The following is an 18,785-nucleotide window of genomic DNA, read 5'->3' on the forward strand; positions in this document are numbered from 1 at the left end:
GTGGAGAGCCTGCTCCTTGATCCACCGGCCGCGCGGGCCGAGGAGGCGACGCTCGCCGCGCTGCTGCGCTGCTGCGTCCGCGAGGTGGCCGGGGTGCGCGGCCTGGTCTGGTCGGCTCCGCCGTACCTGCTCCTGCGGGTGGCGGGGACGTTGGTGCGGGTGCGCGCGCACGGCGGCGCGGCGCTGCGGTTCGAGGGCGCGCCCGAGCGGCTGGCCGACGGCGCCTGGGTGCCGCTGACCTCCGGCGAGCTGGTACGGCTGACCTCGCGGGAGCTGTCGGGGCACAACCCCGAGTTCTCCGGCCAGGTCGCCACGTCGAGGGAGGCGATCGCCGCCATCCTGCGCGCCAGGGCCGAGGCGGCCCCGCCCGCCGACCCGTGGCTCGTCTCCGAGCAGTCGCTGGTCTACGGGCATCCCTTCCACCCCAGCCCCAAGGCGCACGGCGGCACGGGCTGGCTGCGCTTCGCGCCCGAGGCCCACGCCGAGTTCCCGCTGAGGTTGCTGGGCGTGCCCGAGGAGCTCGTGCGCCAGGAGGGCGATCCCGGCGCCCTCGACCTGCTGGGCACGGCGCCGCCCGGCCATGTGCTGCTGCCCGCCCATCCCTGGCAGGTGGAGCTGCTCAAGCTCGACGACCGCCTGCTCGACCTGGGCGAGACGTCGTGGCCGGTGTCGCCGACGTCGTCGGTGCGCACGGTCTACGACCCGGTCAGCGAGAAGTGCCTGAAGTTCAGCCTGGACGTGCGCATCACCAACTGCGTGCGCAAGAACGCCTGGTACGAACTGGCGGGCGCGGTGGAGCTGACCAGGCGCCTGGAGCCGGTCTTCGCGGCGCTGGGCACCAAGTGGCTGCCGGAGCCCGGCTACCGCACGACCGCCTCGCACATCGAGGGGCTGGGCGTGATCGTGCGGGAGAGCCCGTGGGCGGTCTGCACGCCCGGCCTCACGCCGACGCTCGCCGGGGCGCTGGCGCTCGGGGTCGAGACCTCCGACCCGCTCGCCTGGTGGTCGGCCTACGTCTCGGCGGTGGCGCTGCCCGTGCTCGACGCCTACTTCACCCACGGCGTGGTGCTGGAGCCGCACCTGCAGAACGTGCTGGTCGCCATGGACGACCTGCCGCGCGAGGCGATCTTCCGCGACCTGGAGGGCACCAAGCTGGTCGCCGGGCGGCACGACCTGTCGGGCCTGGACCCGGCGGTGGCGTCGGCGCTCACCTACGACGCTGAGCGCGGCTGGTCACGTGTCGTCTACTGCCTGGTGGTCAACCACCTGACCGAGATCGCCGCCGCCCTCGCCGGTCACGACGACGACCTGCTGCGCACGTTGTGGCAGGAGGCGCGCCGCCTGGTCGCGGAGTACGCCGGGGAGATCGGCTGGCCGGTGCGGCTGTCGGACCTGCTCGCGGGCGAGCCACTGCCGGCCAAGGCCAACCTGACCGTACGCTGGGCCCGTCATGCCGACCGTTCGGCCGGTTACGTCCCGATTGGCAATCCCTTCGCATGATCACCGCACGCGTCGTCGAAGCCGCCCAGCGCCTGGGCGACCAGCCCGCCTACCTGTACGACCTGCCTGCGCTCGACGCTCACGCGGCAGCCGTACGGCAGGCGCTCGACGGGGTCGAGCTGTACTACGCCGCCAAGGCCAACCCCGATCCCCGCCTGCTGGAGGTCCTGGCCCCGCACGTCGACGGCTTCGAGGTGTCGTCAGGAGGCGAGTTCGCGCACGTGCGCGGCCTGTTCCCGCGGGCGAGGCTGGCGCTGGGCGGGCCCGGCAAGACCGACGCCGAGCTCGCGCTCGACCCCTACCGCCTGCACGTCGAGTCGCCGAACGAACTGCGCAGGATCAAGCGCCTCGGCGTCGAGGCCGACGTCCTGCTGCGGCTCAACCTCGACACGGAGGTCGCGGGCGCCTCCCTGACGATGAACGGCCCCTTCGGCATGGACCCGTCGGCGGTCGCCGAGTGCCTGCCGCTGTTCGACGAGCGGGTACGGCTGCGCGGCGTGCACGCCCACCTGGCCAGCGGGCTGGAGGCCGCCCAGCTGCTGGAGCTGGCCGCCGAGATCGCCAGGCACCACCCGAAGGAGGTCAACGTGGGCGGCGGCATGGCGGTCTCCTACACCGACCAGGGCCACCGCTTCGACTGGCAGGCGTACGGCAAGGGCCTGGCCGCGCTGAAGCGCCCCGACCAGGTGCTCCGCGTCGAGCCCGGCCGCGCGCTGACCGCCTTCTGCGGCTACTACGCCACCCGCGTGCTCGACGTGAAACGCACCAGGGGCGAGCGGTTCGCCATCCTCCAGGGCGGCACCCACCACCTGCGCACCCCGGTCACCAAGGGCCACGACCAGCCGTTCACGCCCATCCCCGCCCGGGCCGGGCGCGAGGAGCCGACGACCCTCGTGGGCCAGCTGTGCACGCCCAAGGACGTCTTCGCCCGCCGGGTGCCCACCGCCCTGGAGATCGGCGACCTCGTGGTCTTCGAGATGGCCGGGGCCTACGCCTGGAACATCTCCCACCACGACTTCCTGATGCACCCCGAGCCCGGCTTCTTCTACCTCGACTGAGGCACGGCCTCGATGAGCGCGACCAGGCCCGCCTCGTCCATCAGGTTCACCGGCCGGATCGTACGGTTGACCCTGACGTAGTGGAAGGCGGCGCCCACCTGGGTGACCGGCACCTCCGCCAGGTGCGCCCAGGCCAGCCGGTAGGCGGCCAGCTGCACCGAGGCCGCCTTGGCCGCCTTTCCGGTGGGCGGCTTGCCGGTCTTCCAGTCGACGACCTCGTAGGAACCGTCGGGCGCCTGGAAGACGGCGTCCATGCGGCCGCGGACCAGCCGGTCGGCGATCATCGTCTCGAACGGCACCTCCAGGTCGAGCGGCCTGCGCTCGGCCCACTCGGACTCCTCGAAGCGTGCCTGCAGCTCGGCGAGCCGTACGTCGGCCTCCTCCTCCTCGAACAGGTCGAGATCCAGGTCGTCGATGAGCCGCTGCTGGCTCCAGCGGCCTTCGAGCCACTTGTGGAAGTTGGTGCCGCGCCTGGCCAGGGGGGCGGGCTTGCGCGGCACCGGCCGCCTGATGCGGCGGGCCAGCTCGCCGGGATCGGCGGCCAGGGTGACGAGGGACGAAACGGTGAGCTTCGAGGGCAGCTCGACGGCCAGCCCGGCCCGCTCGCGGTAGGACGCCCGCTCGCGCAGCAGCAGCTCGGTGTCGCGTTCCCAGGCGCGCAACCGTTCGTCGTCGAAGGGACGCAGCGGGTCCTCCGCGATCTCCAGCGCGCCGACGAGCGCGTCCTCGACCATGCGGGCACCGTCGAGCACCGACTCGTAGCGCAGACCCTCGGGCGTGACGGGCCAGGTGGCCTCGGCCGGCTCGGCGAGCAGCGGGTTCGTCTCGCCCTCGGCCAGCGGCGGCGCCCAGAAGGCGATGCGGTCGGCGGTGTCGCGCACCTCCAGCAGGAACTCCGACGGGTCCAGCGGCTTGGTGGCGCTCCCCCAGCGGTATCCGGAGCAGATCAGGTGGAAGTGGGCGCGGGTGACGGCCACGTAGGCGAGCCGCCGCTCCTCCAGCAGGTCGCGCTCGCGGCACTGCTCGTCGAAGTCGGCCAGCTCGTCCTTGGTCAGCCCGGTCAGGCGCGGCAGGTCGCCCGCGTCGCCGCGCAGCGGGTAGGGCAGCTTGCGGGGGTTCTCGGTCCAGCGGGAGTTCATCACCGGGGTCGCGGGGAAGATGCTGCCGGTCGTGACCGTGCCCTTCGAGCTGAGCAGCTGCGACATGCCCGGCACCACGACCACCGGCCACTCCAGGCCCTTGGAGGCGTGGACGGTCATCAGCTTGACGCTGTTGCTCTCGCCGACGCGCCCGGCCTCCAGCCCGAACTCCTCACTCTCCGCGGCCTGGAGGTAGGCCAGGAACGCGCCCAGGGTCGGGTCTTCGGCGTCTCCCGCGAAGCGCGAGGCGGCGTCCTGGAAGGCGTCGAGGTCGGCGCGGGCGGCGAAGGCCCCGCCCCGGGAGCCGACCTCGATGTCGAGGCTCATGCGCCGCTCGATCTCGGTGATCAGGTCGGGCAGCGGCTGGGCGGTGCCCTTCCTGAGCGCCCGCAGCTCCTGCGCGTAGGCGACGAGCCTGGTGCGCGCCAGCGGCGAGAACAGCTCCAGCCACGCCTCACGGTCGGGCAGCTCGTCGAGGGCGTCGACCAGGCTGCCGCGCTCCTCCGCCAGGTCCACCACGACCTGGTCGAGCGGGTCCTTCTCGGGCTTGCTGCCCTCGCGCGCCTCCCGGTTGAGCTCGCGCGCGCACTCGCCCAGCTGCTTGAGGTCGGCGGGACCGACCCGCCAGCGCGGACCGGCCAGCAACCTGACCAGCGCGTCGCCCGCGGTCGGGTCGTAGATCACCCGGAGCGTGGCGACGATGTCGTTGACCTCGGGCACGGTCAGCAGGCCGCCCAATCCCACGACCTCGACCGGGATGCCGCGCTCCTCCAGAGCCCGCCTGATGGCCGGGAACTGCGACCGTTTGCGCGCCAGGATCGCCACGTCGTTGGGCTGGATGGCGAGCGTCTTGGCCTTCTTGCGCTCCCCCTCGCCCCACGGCAGCCCGTCGGGCGCGACCTCCTGGCCGAGCAGGTGCGCGATCCCGTCGGCGATCCACTTCGCCTCGTCCTCGGCCGTCTCGTGGAAGGCGCACGTCACCCGCCCTCTGTCGACCCGGTTGGAGCCCGGCACCAGCACCGGCACCTCCCTGGCCTCCATCCGCAGCGGCAGCTGGACCCTGGCCGCCACGTCGAGCACCCGGTCGCCGTTGCGGAAGCTGACGCTCAGCTGCCTGACGGGCGCCTCGTCGCCGCTGGAGGTGCGGAAGTCCTGGGCGAAACGGCGCAGGTTGCCCGCCGAGGCGCCGCGCCAGCCGTAGATGGACTGGCACGGGTCGCCCACGGCCGTGACCGGATGGCCGTTGCCGAAGAGGCTGCGCAGGAGCACGAGCTGGGCGTGGCTGGTGTCCTGGTACTCGTCGAGGAGCACCACCGAGTAGCGCCCGCGCTCGATCTCGCCCACTTCCTTGTGGTTGGAGGCGATGCGGGCCGCCAGCGACATCTGGTCGCCGTAGTCGATCACCTCACGCCGGCGCTTGAGCCGCTCGTAGGCCTCCACCAGGGGCAGCAGTTGCTCCCGGGCGTCGTGGACGGCGAGCGGTCTGCTCTGCGCCTGGGTGGTCTTGCCGGTCAGCTTGCCGTACCCCTGCCTGAGCCACTCCCCCACGGCCCGCACGTCGTGCCCGCCGCGCAGGTGCTCCGACAACTCGCCCGCCAGCTCCAGCACGGCGGCTGTGACGCTCGGCGGGCCCAGCTCGACCTTGTCCATCGGCCCGTCGTAGCCGACGACCACCCGGCTGGCCAGCTGCCACGAGATAGCCGGGGTGACCAGCCTGAGCGTGGGCTCCAGCGCCTCGCGCAGCGCGTGGTCGGTGACCAGGCGGGCGGCGTAGGCGTGGTAGGTCGAGACGGTCGGCTCGTTGTCGAGCACCTCGGGCTCGACCAGGCCCGCGTCGGCCAGGCCCGCCAGCCGCTCCCTGACGCGGTGGGCGAGCTCGGCGGCGGCCTTGCGGGTGAAGGTCAGGCCCAGCACCCGCTCGGGCCTGACGAACCCGTTGGCGACCAGCCAGACCACCCGTCCGGCCATCGTCTCGCTCTTGCCCGAGCCCGCTCCCGCCATGACGACCATCGGCCCCAGCGGCGCCTCGATCACCAGGGCCTGCTCGGGCGTGGGCGGCAGGACCCCGAGCTTGCCCGCCAGCTCGACGGGGTTCAGGGGGCTGGGGGTCTCCTTCAGCACACCTGGCCTCCGCTGTCGTTGACGGGACACGAGCCGCGGGCCGCGCAGGTGCGGCAGCCGTCATTCACCTTGGCCTGGAAGAACGGGCCCGACATGCCCAGCGCGACGGTGTCGACCAGGTCCTTGGCCCAGTTCGGGTCCTTGTCGTCGGCCAGGGCCTGCTGCTTCTGCTCCATGGCGTCGTTCTTGCCGGCCGCCTTGCCGACCTGGACCAGCGCGGCGCCGCCCGGCTCGGTCAGCCCGTGCTTGGCGAAGGCGTCGAGCAGCACGGCCAGCTGGTAGACGCCGAGCTGCGGGTGACGGTCGAGGTCGCCCGCCTTGGGCTTGCTGGAGCCGGTCTTGAGGTCGATGATCACCGCCCTGCCCTGGTCGTCGCGCTCGACCCGGTCGACGCGGCCCTTGATCTCGACGCCCTCGGAGACCATGGCGGTGAACGACTCCTCCATGGCGACCAGCTCGCGGGGATTCTCCTTGTGCCAGCGCACGAACTTGGAGATCATCTGCTCGGCCACCTGGCGCTGCTTGCGGTTGAACCACACGCCGCCGAAGTCGAGCTCGTTCCAGATCTGGTCGAGCCGCTGTCCCAGCAGGTCCTCGCTGGGCAGGTCGGTGGCGGCCAGGACGGCCAGGGCGTGGATGACGTTGCCCAGGCCCTGGGCGGTGCTGGTGCCCGCCGCGCCCACCGCGGTCTCCAGCAGCCAGCGCAGGCCGCACTTGGTGAAGTTCTCGACCGCCGACGGCGAGATGCGCACGATGTCGTCGGGCCAGCCCAGCGGCCGGTCGTCGGTGATCGGCGTCAGGGCGTACCAGTCGTTGGGATGGGCGCCCTGCACCCCGGAGGCGGCCAGCCTCGCCAGGTGCTGGGCGGCCGTCTGCCGCACCCTGGCCGGCTTGGTCGGGTCGGTGACGACGCTCCTGAGGTCGGCCACGAGCGCCGACATGTTCAGCCACCTGGCCTTGTCGTCGACACCGGCGTTCTCGACCGCTCCCGGCATCAGCTCGGCCAGGAACCTGGAGGGCCGCTCGTCGGTGTCGTCGCCGCCCACCGCCGTGACCACCAGCTTCTTCCTGGCCCTGGTCGCGGCCACGTAGAAGAGCCTGCGCTCCTCCGCCAGCAGCTTGGAGGCCAGCTGGGCCGCGGCCACCTGGGTGGAGTCGAGCGCCTGGCCCTCCGACAGCTCGATCAGGGTCTCGGAGCCCAGCATCGAGCCGCGCAGCCGCAGGTCGGGCCAGGTGCCCTCCTGCACTCCCGCCACCACGACCACGTCCCACTCCAGGCCCTTGGAGCGGTGGGCGGTCAGCACCCGCACCGCGTCGCCCTCCGGCGCCCGGTCGGCCAGGGTGTCGGCGGGGATCTCCTGGCTGGCCAGGTCGTCGATGAACACCTCGGGGCCCGCCTTGGGCACCCGGTCGACGAACCGCGCGGCATAGTCGAACAGCGCCACGACGGCGTCGAGGTCGCGGTCGGCCTGGGCGCCGCGCGCGCCGCCCGCCAGGCTCTGCTCGGTCCAGCGTTGCGACAGGCCGCTGGCGTCCCACAGATCCCACAGGGCGTCCTCGGCGGTGCCGCCCTGCAGCACGGTCGCCTCTGCCACAGCCAGCAGCTTGGCCACCCGCTCCGCGGGCAGCGCGATGTGGTCTTCGAGCCTCGTCAGCTCCCTGGCGTCCCTGATCGCCGCGATCAGCAGCTCGCCCGAGGACCTGGCCTCGCCCGCCGGCTCGCCGTTCTCCTCGGCGAGCTGGATCGCCTCGTTCTCGGCGATCTTCAGCGCGCGCCTGAGGCGGCGCACGCCGATCATGTCGGTGCCGCCGAACGGGCCGGTGAGGAGCTCCTCCGCCACCGCCTCCTCGAGCATGGCCGGGTTGATCGCGATGCGCAGCAGGGTCAGCAGCGGGCGCACGCCCGGCTCCTGGGCCAGCGGCACCTCGTCGCCCGCGACCAGGGTCGGCACGCCCGCCGAGACCAGGGCCCGCCGCAGCAGCGGCACCTGCCGCGTCGCCGAGCGCACCAGGACCGCCATGCGGTGCCACGGGACACCGTCGATCAGGTGCGCCCTGCGCAGGGTGTCGGCCACCACCGCCGCCTCCTGGGCGACGCTGTCGGCCAGCAGGACCTTGACCTCGCCCGGCTCCGCGTCGTCGGCGGGGATCAGGTCGCGGTGGCCCTTGGCCTTCCTGGGGGGCGGAGCGATCCACTCGCCCTGGCCGTTGGGCTCCTGAGCGGGGGCCTTGTCGGGAGTGGGGGCTGCGGGCAGGCGGGTGGCGACCCGGCGCGACGCCTCCAGCAGATCCGCGCCGCTGCGCCGGCACACGCGCAGCGCCACCACCGGAGCCGCGTTGCCCTGCCGGTCGGGGAAACGGCTGGGGAACTGGAGGATGCCCTGGACGTCGGCGCCGCGGAAACCGTAGATCGACTGGTCGGGGTCGCCGACGGCGATCAGCTCGCGCCCCTCGCCCGCCAGCTGCTGCAGGAGGAACTCCTGGGCGGGATCGGTGTCCTGGTACTCGTCGACGAAGACGACGTCGTAGGCGCCGCGCTCCCTGCGCCGCACGTCGGGCTCGGCCAGCAGGCCGCCCGCCTCGCGGATCAGCTCGGTGTAGTCGAGCGACGGCTCGGGATCGAGGTCGAAGCGGGCTTCGTACCGCAGGGAGAAGCGCCCGGCGGCCACCCAGTCGCCCCTGCCGTACTGACGGCCGAGCTCGACCAGGCGCTCGCCGTCGAGGCCGCGCTCGGCGGCCCGCGACAGGAAATCGCGCAGCTCCTCGGCGAAGCCCCGGGTCTTCAGCGCCTCGTGCAGGAACTCGGGCCAGCCGCGCGCGCCGTCCTCCAGCTCGCCGTGGAGCAGGCGGCGGACCTCCAGCAACTGCTCGGGACCGGTGAGCAGGCGGGGCACGGGACGACCCTCGCGTACGGCCTCGCGGCGCAGCAGGGTGTAGGCGTAGCTGTGGAAGGTCAGCGCCAGCGGGGTCCTGGTCGTGCGGCGCATGCGGCCGGTGATGCGCTCACGGAGCTCACCCGCCGCCTTGCGGCCGAAGGTGAGGATCAGCACCCGCTCGGGATCGAGGCCGCGCCGCTCGATGCGGTCGACGACGGCCTCCACGATCGTGGTGGTCTTGCCGGTGCCGGGACCTGCGAGGACGAGCAGCGGGCCGCCGGTGTGCTCGACGACCGCACGCTGGTGCTCGTCGAGAACAGGAGGCGCAACCGGCCCCCCGCCCCCACGTCGCACCAATCGCCAGGTCTGACCACTCACAACACTCAATTCCACCAGACCACAGAGGTAGATCGTGCCGAGTTGACCGTTCTGGCGCGACGATTCGCTCAAGGTAGCGGTCCAGCCGGGGACGAAACGCCCGACACGCCGTCCGCAGCCATGCCGATTCGGGCTGGCGCGGCCCTATCCGCGCAGGCGAGATCGTGCCGAGTCGCCGATGTTCACATCGGTGCACTGGCGAGTGCACCCCGTGCGGGTGCGGGGGGCGGCCGATAAGCCGACCGACCCCCGACCGGCGGAGACCGAGCTTCTAGCCGAAGAGGTGGTCGACCACGCGGGCCGTGGCCTTGCCGTCGTCCTTGGGGGCGAAGGTCGCGCGGAAGCTTTCGTACCTGTCGGCGTAGGCCGAGGTGATCGCGGGCAGGTCGCGCAGCGCCTCCACCACCTCGGCGGCCGTCGACAGCACCGGGCCCGGCGCCTGCTCGCGCAGATCGAGGTAGAGCCCGCGCTTGGAGGCGTACTTGTCGAGGTCGTAGGCGAACACGATGATCGGCTTCCCGGTGGCCGCGAAGTCGAACATGCTCGACGAGTAGTCGGTGACCAGCGCGTCGGCCACGAGCAGCAGGTCGGCCGTGTCGGGGTAGGTGGTCACGTCGACCGCGCCGGCGGGCACGTTGGGCATGGCCTGCATCGGGTGGGCCCTGACCAGCAGCTGGTAGTCGTCGGACGCGGGCAGGCGCACCGAGGCGTTCTTGCGGTCGTAGTCGCGCCACGTGGGCGCGTAGAGGATCACGGGCCGGTCGGGGTCAAGGCCGAGGCGGGCGCGGATCTCGGCGGCGCGGGCGCCGGCCGACGACGAGGAGAGCATGTCGTTGCGCGGCAGCCCGGCCTCGATGATCTCGCCCTGGTAGCCGAAGGCGCGGCGCAGGACCGGGGTGGCCCACGGCGACTGGGAGATCAGCAGGTCCCAGCCGCGCACCTCGGCGGCCTGGCGGTGCCAGACCGGCGGGCGCGGGTCGCGCTGCATGTGCGACTGGTCGTTGCCGATGTGCTTGGCCGGGGTGCCGTGCCAGGTCTGCACGACCACCTGGTCTTCGCGGGCGCGGAACCAGGTGGGCAGGAAGGAGTTGGTGATGATGTGGCGGGAGCGTGCCAGGGCGGCGTGGTGCTCGCGGCTGCCCGCCCGCACCAGGGTCGCGCCGTCGACGGTGAACGCGCCGTCCTTGACGATCCAGATGTGCTCGCCGGTGTGGCCGCGCCTGACGCGCTCCTCGAAGATGGCGCGGACGCTGTCGGCGTAGAGCCGCCCGTCGTTGACGACGTAGACGGTCGCGTCGTTGAGCGGCTCCTTGCGCTGGGCGGGGTAGAAGACCCGGCGCAGCTGGTGGGTGCCGGCCAGGCCCTTCTCGTCGGCGGGCCGCACTTCCTCCGACATGATCACGGGCACGTCGAAGCGGGTGGAGACCAGGCGGAAGGAGTGGCCGCCGACCGTGCGCTGCTCCTCGTCGAGGTCGCGCAGGGCGGCGTGGTCCATGCGGACGGGGACGATCTCGCCGGACGGGTGCTTGACCGACAGGTTCCAGGTGCCCGACGACAGCGGGACGGTCTCGCCGAAGCGGGGCATCGAGCCGGGCTCGAGCCGTACGGAGAAGTCGTCGCCGTCGCGGACGAGGGGCAGGTGGTACATCAGCCCGGAGCGGTGGCGCAGCGTCAGCTCGGTCGCGCCGGTCACGTCGGGGTAGTGGGCGCGCAGCTCCAGCGTGGAGCCGTTCCACGAGACCGCGCGGATGACCGGGCGCACGCGGTGGGCCGAGACGACGACGCGGTCGCGGCGGTCGCCCAGCACGGTGATCTCGCGGTCGCCGACGACGGCGCGCGTCTCTCCCGCGTCGGACAGCATGACCGAGGCCGCCGGGTCGCCCTTGGGCTCGACCCAGAGCCGGCGCCCGTCCTTCTCGTTGACCAGCGAATGTACGGCCAGGCCGATGAGGACCTGGGTGCCGCCGGCGACGGGGGTGAAGTCGGCGGCGATGCGGTGGCCGCCCAGCCGCGCGTGTCCCTTGGTGACGTTGCGTCCGGGCAGCAGGACCCGCAGCTCCAGCCGGTCGTCGTCGAGCGAGACCCCGGCGAGCTCGGCCCGGTTGGGCTGGAGCACGACCTGGAGCGCCCGGTCGGAGGTCCACACGGGACGCACCCACCAGCCTTCGCGCACGCGCAGCCCCGTGGGGCGCTCGGTGCGGCCGATGGCGGCGCCGCGCAGCAGTCCGGTGGCGCGGGCGCCGCGGCTCCAGAAGACGATCTCGGCGCGCCAGGTGGTGGTCTCGGGGATCGCCAGGCGGCGGCGGACCAGGCGGCGCACGCCGCTCACCATGGCGCGCAGGGAGGCGCGCCAGCGCAGGGCGGCGGGCGAGACGGTCGCGGTGAAGCCCGACCAGTCGTAGTTGCAGCCGACCTCGCGGGCGGTGTGGGTGGCGTGGGGGGCGTGGGCGCGGCGGGTGCGCAGGCGCACGGGCGGCAGCCAGCGGGGCCCGCGCAGCACGACGGTGGCGCGGTTGAAGCGGCGGCTGCGCACCGACAGGCCCGCCAGGTAGGCGTGGCCGTGGACGTGGAGCCTGCCGTCCTTCCAGTGGATGTCGTCGATCTGCGTGACCGGCACCAGGTCGGACTTGCGCAGCCGGAACAGCTCCGCGGGCAGCTCGCCCGCGAAGGGCAGGTCGGCGTACCAGCGCAGGCCGCGCCTGATGCGCCTGGACGGCTCCGCGGCGGCGGAGACGACCTTCGACAGCGTGTCGCCCTCGACGAGCTCCTCGACGTCGCGTGTCTCGATGAGGTGGACCAGCAGCCGACGGGCGACCGGGAGGTCGCGCTTGACTGAGGGCGAGACCTGCGCGAGGTAGGGGCGCAGGAGCTCGACGAGCTCGCGCCTGCGGGCTCCTCCCCGCTTGATCGCCAGGTCCATGCGGGCGCCGAGCGGTCCGCTCAGCACATCCGCGTCGAAGGAATCCTGCCCGCCGCTCCCGACGGCCGTCATGACCGCCTGGAGCGATTCGCCCCGATCGCAAAGGTCTTGAACAGCCCTCAGGCGCTCGCCGCCCAGGCTTGGGGGTGTGACGCCGGTGGCCATCGGCGAGACCGCCTTTCGCAACCTGTTCTCCAGTGCTGGCTAGCTTAGTGGTCGCCGTCCACCGGATTACCTACATCGGACTGTCTACGCAGCTCATGACTTTTCCTGAGAATCCGCTGAACCGTCCCATCTGGCACACCGCATATCTGCTTTCTCATGACGCACAGGAGTACCTTCTGAACGCCAGTGCTGGAGGCACTCCTGCTCGTGCCCCTGAACCGGGCGGCCGTCGGCCCGCACCACCCGCCACCACGGCACTCCTCCGCCCCAGTGCGACATCACCCTGCCCACCTGGCGGGGCCCGCCCTGGCCCAGGTATTCGGCGATGTCGCCGTAGGCCATCACCATGCCGGGAGGGATGCGCTCGACCACTTCGAGCACCAGTTCGGCGTACTCGTCCACGCGGACCAAGCTAGCGACGTTGGTTGAGCACCGCCACCGACCACCCGAAGGCCACGAGCCCGAGCAGCGCTCCCCCGCCGAAGATCCACATGTGCCACGGGTCGGGTCCAGGCCGCGACGGCTGGGGCGCGTTCGGGCCGGCCCCGAAGTGCGCGTTGTCGGGTACGGCCTTGCCGCGCTGCTGCGGCTGCAGCTTCTCCGCCGCGGCCAGGGCGGCGGCGGCGTCGACGACACCGAAGCCGGTCTTGTCGTCGTATCCCGCCAGCGGGCGGGCACGGGTGCTGGCCGACAGGGCCTGGGCGACCTGCTCGGGCCGCAGGCTCGGGTATTCCGACTTGATCAGCGCCGCCACCCCCGCCACCAGGGCCGAGGCGCCGCTGGTCCCGTCGGCGACGGAGTAGCGCCCCGACCTCTCGGCGATCGGCAGCCCCACCCCTGGCGCGGCGACCAGCACCGAGAGGTTGTCACTGCTGAACGTGGCGCCCTTGCCCGCCTTGTCGACGGCCGAGACGCCGATCACCCCGGGGTACCCCGCGGGGAAGGTCCAGTAGGAGGTCTGGTTCTGCTTGGCGTACTCCGACAGGCCGTCGTTGCCGACCGCGGCCACCAGGACCACGCCGCGCCGCAGGGCGTAGGAGACGGCCTCGCGCTCGGAGCGGTTGGCGCCGTAGGAGCCGATCGACATGTTGATCACCTGGGCGCCGTGGTCGGCGGCGTAGCGGATCGCCCTGGCCAGGGGGCTGACGCGAGAGGGCGCCACCTCCTCGGCCGGCGGGATCATGTTGGGTCCCGCCTCCTCCTCCAGCTCGATGGGGAGGGACAGGACCTTGGCCTCGGGCGCCGCGCCGATCATGCCCTTGTCGGCCCCGGAGGCGGCGATCAGCGAGGCCATCGCGGTGCCGTGCTCGCCGATGGTGCCCGGCCGGTTCTCCGCCGTCGTCATGTCGCCGGCGAGAGTGACGCGGCCCTTGAGCTCCTTCACGTCGGGGTCGACGCCGCTGTCTATGACGCCCACGGTGACGCCCGCCCCCTTGGTGGTCGCCCAGGCCTGCTCCAGGTTGAGGGCGTTGATCACCCACTCCTGCTGCTCCCGCACCGGAGGCGCGCTCGCGGTGCCGTACAGCAGGACGGCGGTGGCGGTCAGCGCCTTGGCGAGGGTCAGCACACGTTCCCCTGGGTGCACGGAGGGACGCTCGGCGGGTCGGCCAGGAAGTAGGCGATCTGGTTGCCGATCGACTTGGCGGCCGGCCACAGCTCGCTGTGCAGGATCTCCTCGGGAGGTATCGACTCGCGGGTGCGGCCGTCGGCGTAGCCGCCGGTGGAGAAGACGATGTACGGCCCCGCGCCCACCCAGCCGTTGCGCTGGCGCTGCTCGACGCCGAACCGCTCGGCGACGGTGCCGGGGAACGACACCGGCAGCACCCCCACCCGGTCGTCGGCCGAAAGCTCCTCGTTGGCCGAGACGCGCGACTCCTCGCTCTGCAGGACCGCGACCCCGACGGTGAAGACGAAGGTGGCGCTCTCGTCCATGTAGGTGGCCCGCAGGAGGGCGACGCAGCCGTGGCGCCCGAGCACGTCGGCGACGGTCACGTCGAGGCCCTGGGCGCAGGTCGACTGCGGGGCGATGCCGATGCGGCGCGCGTACTGCGGGGCCCGCTCCAGGCCCATGTACTTGACCTCTTCCGGGAAGACTCCCGCCGCCGGCCAGGCCTGCCAGCGCTGGGCGATCTCCTCCTGCTGGTAGCGGTACTGCTCGGCGGGGGTCAGCGGGCGCGAGCGGGTCTCGACGATCATTCCTGCGGAGCCGAGCAGCACCACGATCGCCGACAGGGCCACGATGAAGCCGACCATGCCGCGGAAGAGGCGGCGGTAGCGCACGCCCTGCTGGAGGTCGGCCATCTCGGCCCGGCGCTGCGCCGCCAGGGAGCCCGCCCGGGTGGCGGCGGGCCAGGAGCGCACGCGAGAACGCCGCGTGGCCGCCGCGCCGAACGGTGACTCACCGCTTCGTCGGCTGCGGGGCAACGGGGTCATCGGCCTCCTGGGGGCCCTGCTCGGCTGATCACTCACTCGCACACTCCGCGGATGTTCTGCCTATTTCGTCCCCTCAAGCAGGCGGATCATGCGTCGTCATACGAGTAAGTGCGGCGTGCCCTTTTGACAACGAGCACGATCGCCCCTACCGAAAGCGCGGCCCCGAGTGCCCCTGCCAGGGCAATCGCCCCGTAGAGGGCGATGTGCCGCCGGTCGCGCCGCACGATCTGGATCGGGTCGGCCGGGCCGGGTCCGAGCGCCTGGTCCGGATTCTGGGCGGTCGCGGCGACGTGCGTGTGCTTCGCCAGGCGTGCCGCGGTGGACAGCGAACGCGAGGCGTTGACGACGCCGAAGCCGGTGCCGGTGTCGTAGCCGCCCCTGGTCCCCCGCACGGCCCCGGCGGTCAGCGCCTGGGCCACCAGGGCGGGCGACAACTTCGGGTACTTGGACTTGACCAGTGCCGCCACGCCTGAGACGAGCGCGGAGGCCTGCGAGGTGCCGCGCCCCACCCAGTACTCGTCGCCGGGACCGGCGCCGAGGATGTCGACGCCGGGGGCGGCGACCGTCACCGACGGGTTGTCGTTGGAGAACGACGCGCGCCTGGCTCCCTGGTCGGTCGCGGCCACGGAGATCACCCCGGGGAAGGCCGCGGGGTAGGAGTAGGGCGCGAAGCCGTTGGCGCCCTTCTTGCCCGCCCCGTCGTTGCCCGCCGCGGCGACCAGCACGACGCCCTTGGAGATCGCGTAGCGGACCGCCGCCCGCTCCTCCTTGGTCGCCAGCTCCTTCGAGATCGACATGTTGATGACGTCGGCGCCGCGGTCGACCGCGTAGCGGATCCCGTTGGCGACCACGTTCTCGAACCGTTCGTCGGAGTTGAAGGCGCCGAAGCCCTTCTCCTCGTCCTCCAGGATCACCCGGACCGACAGCAGCCTGGCCTCGGGCGCCACCCCGATGACGCCCTCGCCGCCTTCAGGACCGTGACCGTGCCCGGCGATCAGCGAGGCCATGTAGGTGCCGTGGAGCTGCCGCGGCGCCACGCCGGGCGGGTTGGCGCCCTCGGTGAAGTCCTTGCCCACGATGACCGAGCCGGCCAGGTCGCGGTGGTCGGGGTCGACGCCGGAGTCGAGCACGGCGACCGTCACGCCCTTGCCCTTGGTGACCCGCCAGGCCTGCGGCAGCGCGAGGGTGTCGATCACCTTCTGCTGGCTGCCGCGCACCTCGTCGGCCTGCACCGGCAGCGCGGGCACCAGGACGAGCGCCAGGGCCACGGGCGCCGCCCTGCGCCAGCGGATCAGCACTGCCACTCCTGTTCGCCGCAGGCCGGCACGCCCGGCCTGGACAGCGCCGCCAGCACCCGCTCCCCCAGCTCTGAGGCGAAGGCGAAGATGGAGGGGCGGCTGCCGCCGATCGACTTGGCCGTCCGGCCGTCGACCTGTCCCGCGGTGGTCATCACCACGTACGGCCCGGCCTGCCGTACCGAGCCCGCCTGCCTGCCCGCGTCGGTGAAACGGTCGGCGACGGTGCTCTTGAAGGCCAGCGCCCGCAGCCCTGGCACCGGGTCGCCGCCCTGGGAGAACAGTGACGCGGCCCGCTCGGCCCTGAGCTCGTCGGGCAGCACGAGCACCCCCACGGTGACGACGACGCCGCCGAGGGCGTCGAGGTAGGTGGCCTTGAGCGCGGCGCGGCAGCCGGTCTCGCTGAGCGCCTTGCGCGCCTTCTTGTCGACGGCGGCGGTGCAGCCGGTGGCCGGTGAGATGCCGACCCTCTTGGCCTTCTCCTCGCCGCCCTGCTCCGCGGTGTAGACGAGGGTGCTGGGGAAGATCCGCCCGGAGGGCCAGGTGCGCCAGCGCTCGGCCACCTCGCCGTCGGCGGCGGACTCCAGCTCCGCCAGGGTGGGCCCGCGGGTGAGCTCGCTCGCGGCGACGTTCGCGGCGACGACGGCCGCGACGGCGCAGATCACGGCCAGCGCCGATGCGGCGATCAGCGACGGCCATGGACGGGTGGAGCTCACGCCCACTGACCCTAATAGGGACGAACGAGTGCCATCACCCGTTCGTCCCGATCGGTCGGCTAGTAACTCGGCAGGCTCGGGTCGACGGTCTTGACCCAGCTCAGCACGCCGCCGCCCACGTGGACGGCATCGGAGAAGCCGGCGTTCTTGACGATCGCCAGGGCCTCGGCCGAGCGCGCGCCCGACTTGCAGTGGAGCACGATCCGCTTGTCCTGCGGCAGCTTCTCCAGGGCCGAGCCGTTGAGGAACTCGCCCTTGGGGATCAGCGTGGCGCCGGGGATCGAGACGATCTCGTACTCGTTGGGCTCGCGCACGTCGATGAGGAAGATGTTGTCGCCGTTGTCCTGCATCGCCTTGAGCTCGGCAGCGGTGATGGTCGAGCCGCTGGCCGCCTGGGCCGCCTCGTCGGAGATCGTGCCGCAGAAGGCCTCGTAGTCGTCGAGGAGCTGGGTGACGGTCGGGTTCTTGCCGCACAGCACGCACTCGGGGTCCTTGCGGACCTTGACGTCGCGGTACTTCATCTCCAGGGCGTCGTAGATCATCAGACGCCCGACCAGCGGGTCGCCGATGCCCGTGAGCAGCTTGATGGCCTCGTTGACCTGGATGGAGCCGATGCTCGCGCACAGCACGCCCAGCACGCCGCCCTCGGCGCAGCTCGGGACCATGCCGGGAGGCGGGGGCTCGGGGTAGAGGCAGCGGTAGCAGGGGCCGTGCTCGGCCCAGAACACGCTGGCCTGGCCGTCGAAACGGTAGATCGAACCCCAGACGTACGGCTTGCCGAGCAGGACCGCCGCGTCGTTGACCATGTAGCGCGTGGCGAAGTTGTCGGTGCCGTCGACGATCAGGTCGTAGCCCGAGAAGATGTCCATCACGTTCTCGGTGGTCAGAGACGTGTTGTGGACGATCACCTCGATCAGCGGGTTGATCTCGCGGACCGTCGCGGCGGCGCTCTCGGCCTTCAGGCGGCCCACGTCGGACTGGCCGTGGATGATCTGGCGCTGGAGGTTCGACTCGTCGACCACGTCGAAGTCGATGACGCCCAGCGTGCCGACACCCGCCGCGGCGAGGTACATCAGGGCCGGCGAACCCAGGCCGCCGGCGCCCACACACAGCACCTTGGCGTTCTTGAGCCGCTTCTGGCCCTGCATGCCCACGTCGGGGATGATCAGGTGGCGCGAGTAGCGGCGCACTTCGTCAACGGTGAGCTCGGCGGCCGGCTCGACCAACGGAGGCAAGGACACGGTTCTACACTCCCGTTTCAGGGGTTCTTTCCAGAAGGAAACCTAGCTGGCCAGTGGGGCATTCCCCAACCGCGTCTCAAGGATCAGACGGCGCGCCTCTGCGGCCACGACCTGCGGAAGCTCCATCTGGGCGCAGTGGCCGCAGTTGGGAAGCAACACCAGCCTGCCGTTGGGGAAAGTACGGCCTGCCTTCCTGGCCATGATCGGGCGCACCAGCCGGTCGCGCCTGCCGTAGATGAGGAGGGTCGGCGCGGTGATCGCGGCGGCGTCGCTCCAGAGGGAGCCGCGGAAGTATTCCGCGACGATCCCGCGCGCCGAGCCGATCATGGCCTGTCCTGAGTACGGCAGGCCGTCACGGCGGCGAAGCTCGGCCACCGCCTCCTGCAGGCGCTCGGGGTGCACCAGGCCGGGGTCGGCGTAGATCATCGCCATCGTGGCGGCGACACGCTGCTCGGCGGGCAGCCTGCCCAGGACCGTCGCCGCCAGCTCGCCCAGGCGGGGCGTGGTGGCCAGGAAGACCCTGGCCGGGCCGTACCTGGGCATCAGGTCGGGCAGCGCCGGGCTGATCAGGGTCAGCGAGCGCACCAGGTCGGGCCGCAGGGCCGCGGTCCGCACCGCGACCGCGCCGCCCAGCGAGTTGCCGAACAGGTGCGCGGGCCCGGTCTCCTCCAGCAGGCCGATCACCGCTCCGGCGTGGCCGGTGATCGTGTAGTCGCCGCCGGACGGCGCGGGCGAGTGACCGTTGCCGGGCAGGTCGACGGCGTGCCCGGTGACGACGTCGCGCAGCTCGCCCATGAGGTCGGTCCAGTTGGTGGCGGAACCCGCCAGGCCATGGACGAACACCGCCTGCTCCGGCGGTCCTGACGGGGTTTCGCGCACGTGCACGGGCCCGGCCATGCGCCCGGGCCACACAGGGATCGGCTGCTCCACGCCTCCACGATAG

The 18,785-nt window shown here is 72.3% G+C and carries 12 protein-coding genes; 2 read left to right on the forward strand and 10 right to left on the reverse strand.

The window, feature by feature from the left end:
• Both ACIBH1_RS31970 and ACIBH1_RS31975 read left to right on the forward strand, forming a co-directional pair.
• Nucleotides 1–1,500 (forward strand): IucA/IucC family protein, encoded by a 1,500-nt coding sequence (locus ACIBH1_RS31970; RefSeq protein WP_397317691.1) that lies wholly within the window; start codon nucleotides 1–3, stop codon nucleotides 1,498–1,500.
• Complete coding sequence (locus ACIBH1_RS31975; RefSeq protein WP_397317692.1) at nucleotides 1,497–2,558, forward strand: type III PLP-dependent enzyme; 1,062 nt, start codon at nucleotides 1,497–1,499, stop codon at nucleotides 2,556–2,558. The genes ACIBH1_RS31970 and ACIBH1_RS31975 overlap by 4 nt, the downstream gene beginning before the upstream one ends.
• On the opposite strand, the gene ACIBH1_RS31980 is transcribed toward ACIBH1_RS31975, so the two are convergent.
• The 10 genes from ACIBH1_RS31980 to ACIBH1_RS32025 all read right to left on the reverse strand — a co-directional run bounded on the left by ACIBH1_RS31980 (nucleotide 2,546) and on the right by ACIBH1_RS32025 (nucleotide 18,772).
• Nucleotides 2,546–5,818, reverse strand: a complete 3,273-nt coding sequence (locus tag ACIBH1_RS31980; protein ID WP_397317693.1) for an ATP-dependent helicase — start codon at nucleotides 5,816–5,818, stop codon at nucleotides 2,546–2,548. The genes ACIBH1_RS31975 and ACIBH1_RS31980 overlap by 13 nt on opposite strands.
• Nucleotides 5,812–9,048: an ATP-dependent helicase gene (locus ACIBH1_RS31985; RefSeq protein ID WP_397317901.1), complete on the reverse strand. Its 3,237-nt coding sequence runs from the start codon at nucleotides 9,046–9,048 to the stop codon at nucleotides 5,812–5,814. The genes ACIBH1_RS31980 and ACIBH1_RS31985 overlap by 7 nt, the downstream gene beginning before the upstream one ends.
• 295 nt (nucleotides 9,049–9,343) lie before the next feature.
• Nucleotides 9,344–12,064 (reverse strand): CDP-glycerol glycerophosphotransferase family protein, encoded by a 2,721-nt coding sequence (locus ACIBH1_RS31990; RefSeq protein WP_397317694.1) that lies wholly within the window; start codon nucleotides 12,062–12,064, stop codon nucleotides 9,344–9,346.
• Nucleotides 12,065–12,250: 186 nt separating this feature from the next.
• Nucleotides 12,251–12,559: an MGMT family protein gene (locus tag ACIBH1_RS31995; protein WP_397317695.1), complete on the reverse strand. Its 309-nt coding sequence runs from the start codon at nucleotides 12,557–12,559 to the stop codon at nucleotides 12,251–12,253.
• 10 nt (nucleotides 12,560–12,569) lie between these two features.
• Nucleotides 12,570–13,724, reverse strand: coding sequence for a S8 family serine peptidase (locus tag ACIBH1_RS32000; RefSeq protein WP_397317696.1), 1,155 nt, complete (start codon nucleotides 13,722–13,724; stop codon nucleotides 12,570–12,572).
• On the reverse strand, nucleotides 13,718–14,590 hold the full coding sequence (locus tag ACIBH1_RS32005) for a hypothetical protein (protein WP_397317697.1): 873 nt from the start codon (nucleotides 14,588–14,590) through the stop codon (nucleotides 13,718–13,720). The genes ACIBH1_RS32000 and ACIBH1_RS32005 overlap by 7 nt, the downstream gene beginning before the upstream one ends.
• Nucleotides 14,591–14,676: 86 nt before the next feature.
• On the reverse strand, nucleotides 14,677–15,888 hold the full coding sequence (locus tag ACIBH1_RS32010) for a S8 family serine peptidase (protein ID WP_397317698.1): 1,212 nt from the start codon (nucleotides 15,886–15,888) through the stop codon (nucleotides 14,677–14,679).
• Nucleotides 15,882–16,601, reverse strand: coding sequence for a hypothetical protein (locus tag ACIBH1_RS32015; protein WP_397317699.1), 720 nt, complete (start codon nucleotides 16,599–16,601; stop codon nucleotides 15,882–15,884). Before ACIBH1_RS32015 ends, ACIBH1_RS32010 begins: the two co-directional genes overlap by 7 nt.
• A 59-nt stretch (nucleotides 16,602–16,660) precedes the next feature.
• Nucleotides 16,661–17,842 carry an adenylyltransferase/sulfurtransferase MoeZ gene (moeZ, locus tag ACIBH1_RS32020; protein WP_397317700.1) on the reverse strand — a complete coding sequence of 394 codons (1,182 nt, stop codon included), beginning with the start codon at nucleotides 17,840–17,842 and terminating at the stop codon, nucleotides 16,661–16,663.
• Between the two features lie 42 nt (nucleotides 17,843–17,884).
• Entirely contained in the window at nucleotides 17,885–18,772 is an 888-nt protein-coding gene (locus ACIBH1_RS32025) for an alpha/beta fold hydrolase (protein WP_397317701.1), read from the reverse strand.
• Nucleotides 18,773–18,785: the final 13 nt, after the last annotated feature.

This window comes from Nonomuraea sp. NPDC050663, assembly GCF_044456985.1.
Taxonomy (GTDB): domain Bacteria; phylum Actinomycetota; class Actinomycetes; order Streptosporangiales; family Streptosporangiaceae; genus Nonomuraea.

Excerpts from the sequence above, each read along its gene's own strand:
- ACIBH1_RS31975 (WP_397317692.1), top strand. The coding sequence starts at position 1,497 with ATGATCACCGCACGCGTCGTCGAAGCCGCCCAGCGCCTGGGCGACCAG.
- ACIBH1_RS31990 (WP_397317694.1), bottom strand. The coding sequence starts at position 12,064 with ATGACGGCCGTCGGGAGCGGCGGGCAGGATTCCTTCGACGCGGATGTG.
- ACIBH1_RS32005 (WP_397317697.1), bottom strand. The coding sequence starts at position 14,590 with ATGACCCCGTTGCCCCGCAGCCGACGAAGCGGTGAGTCACCGTTCGGC.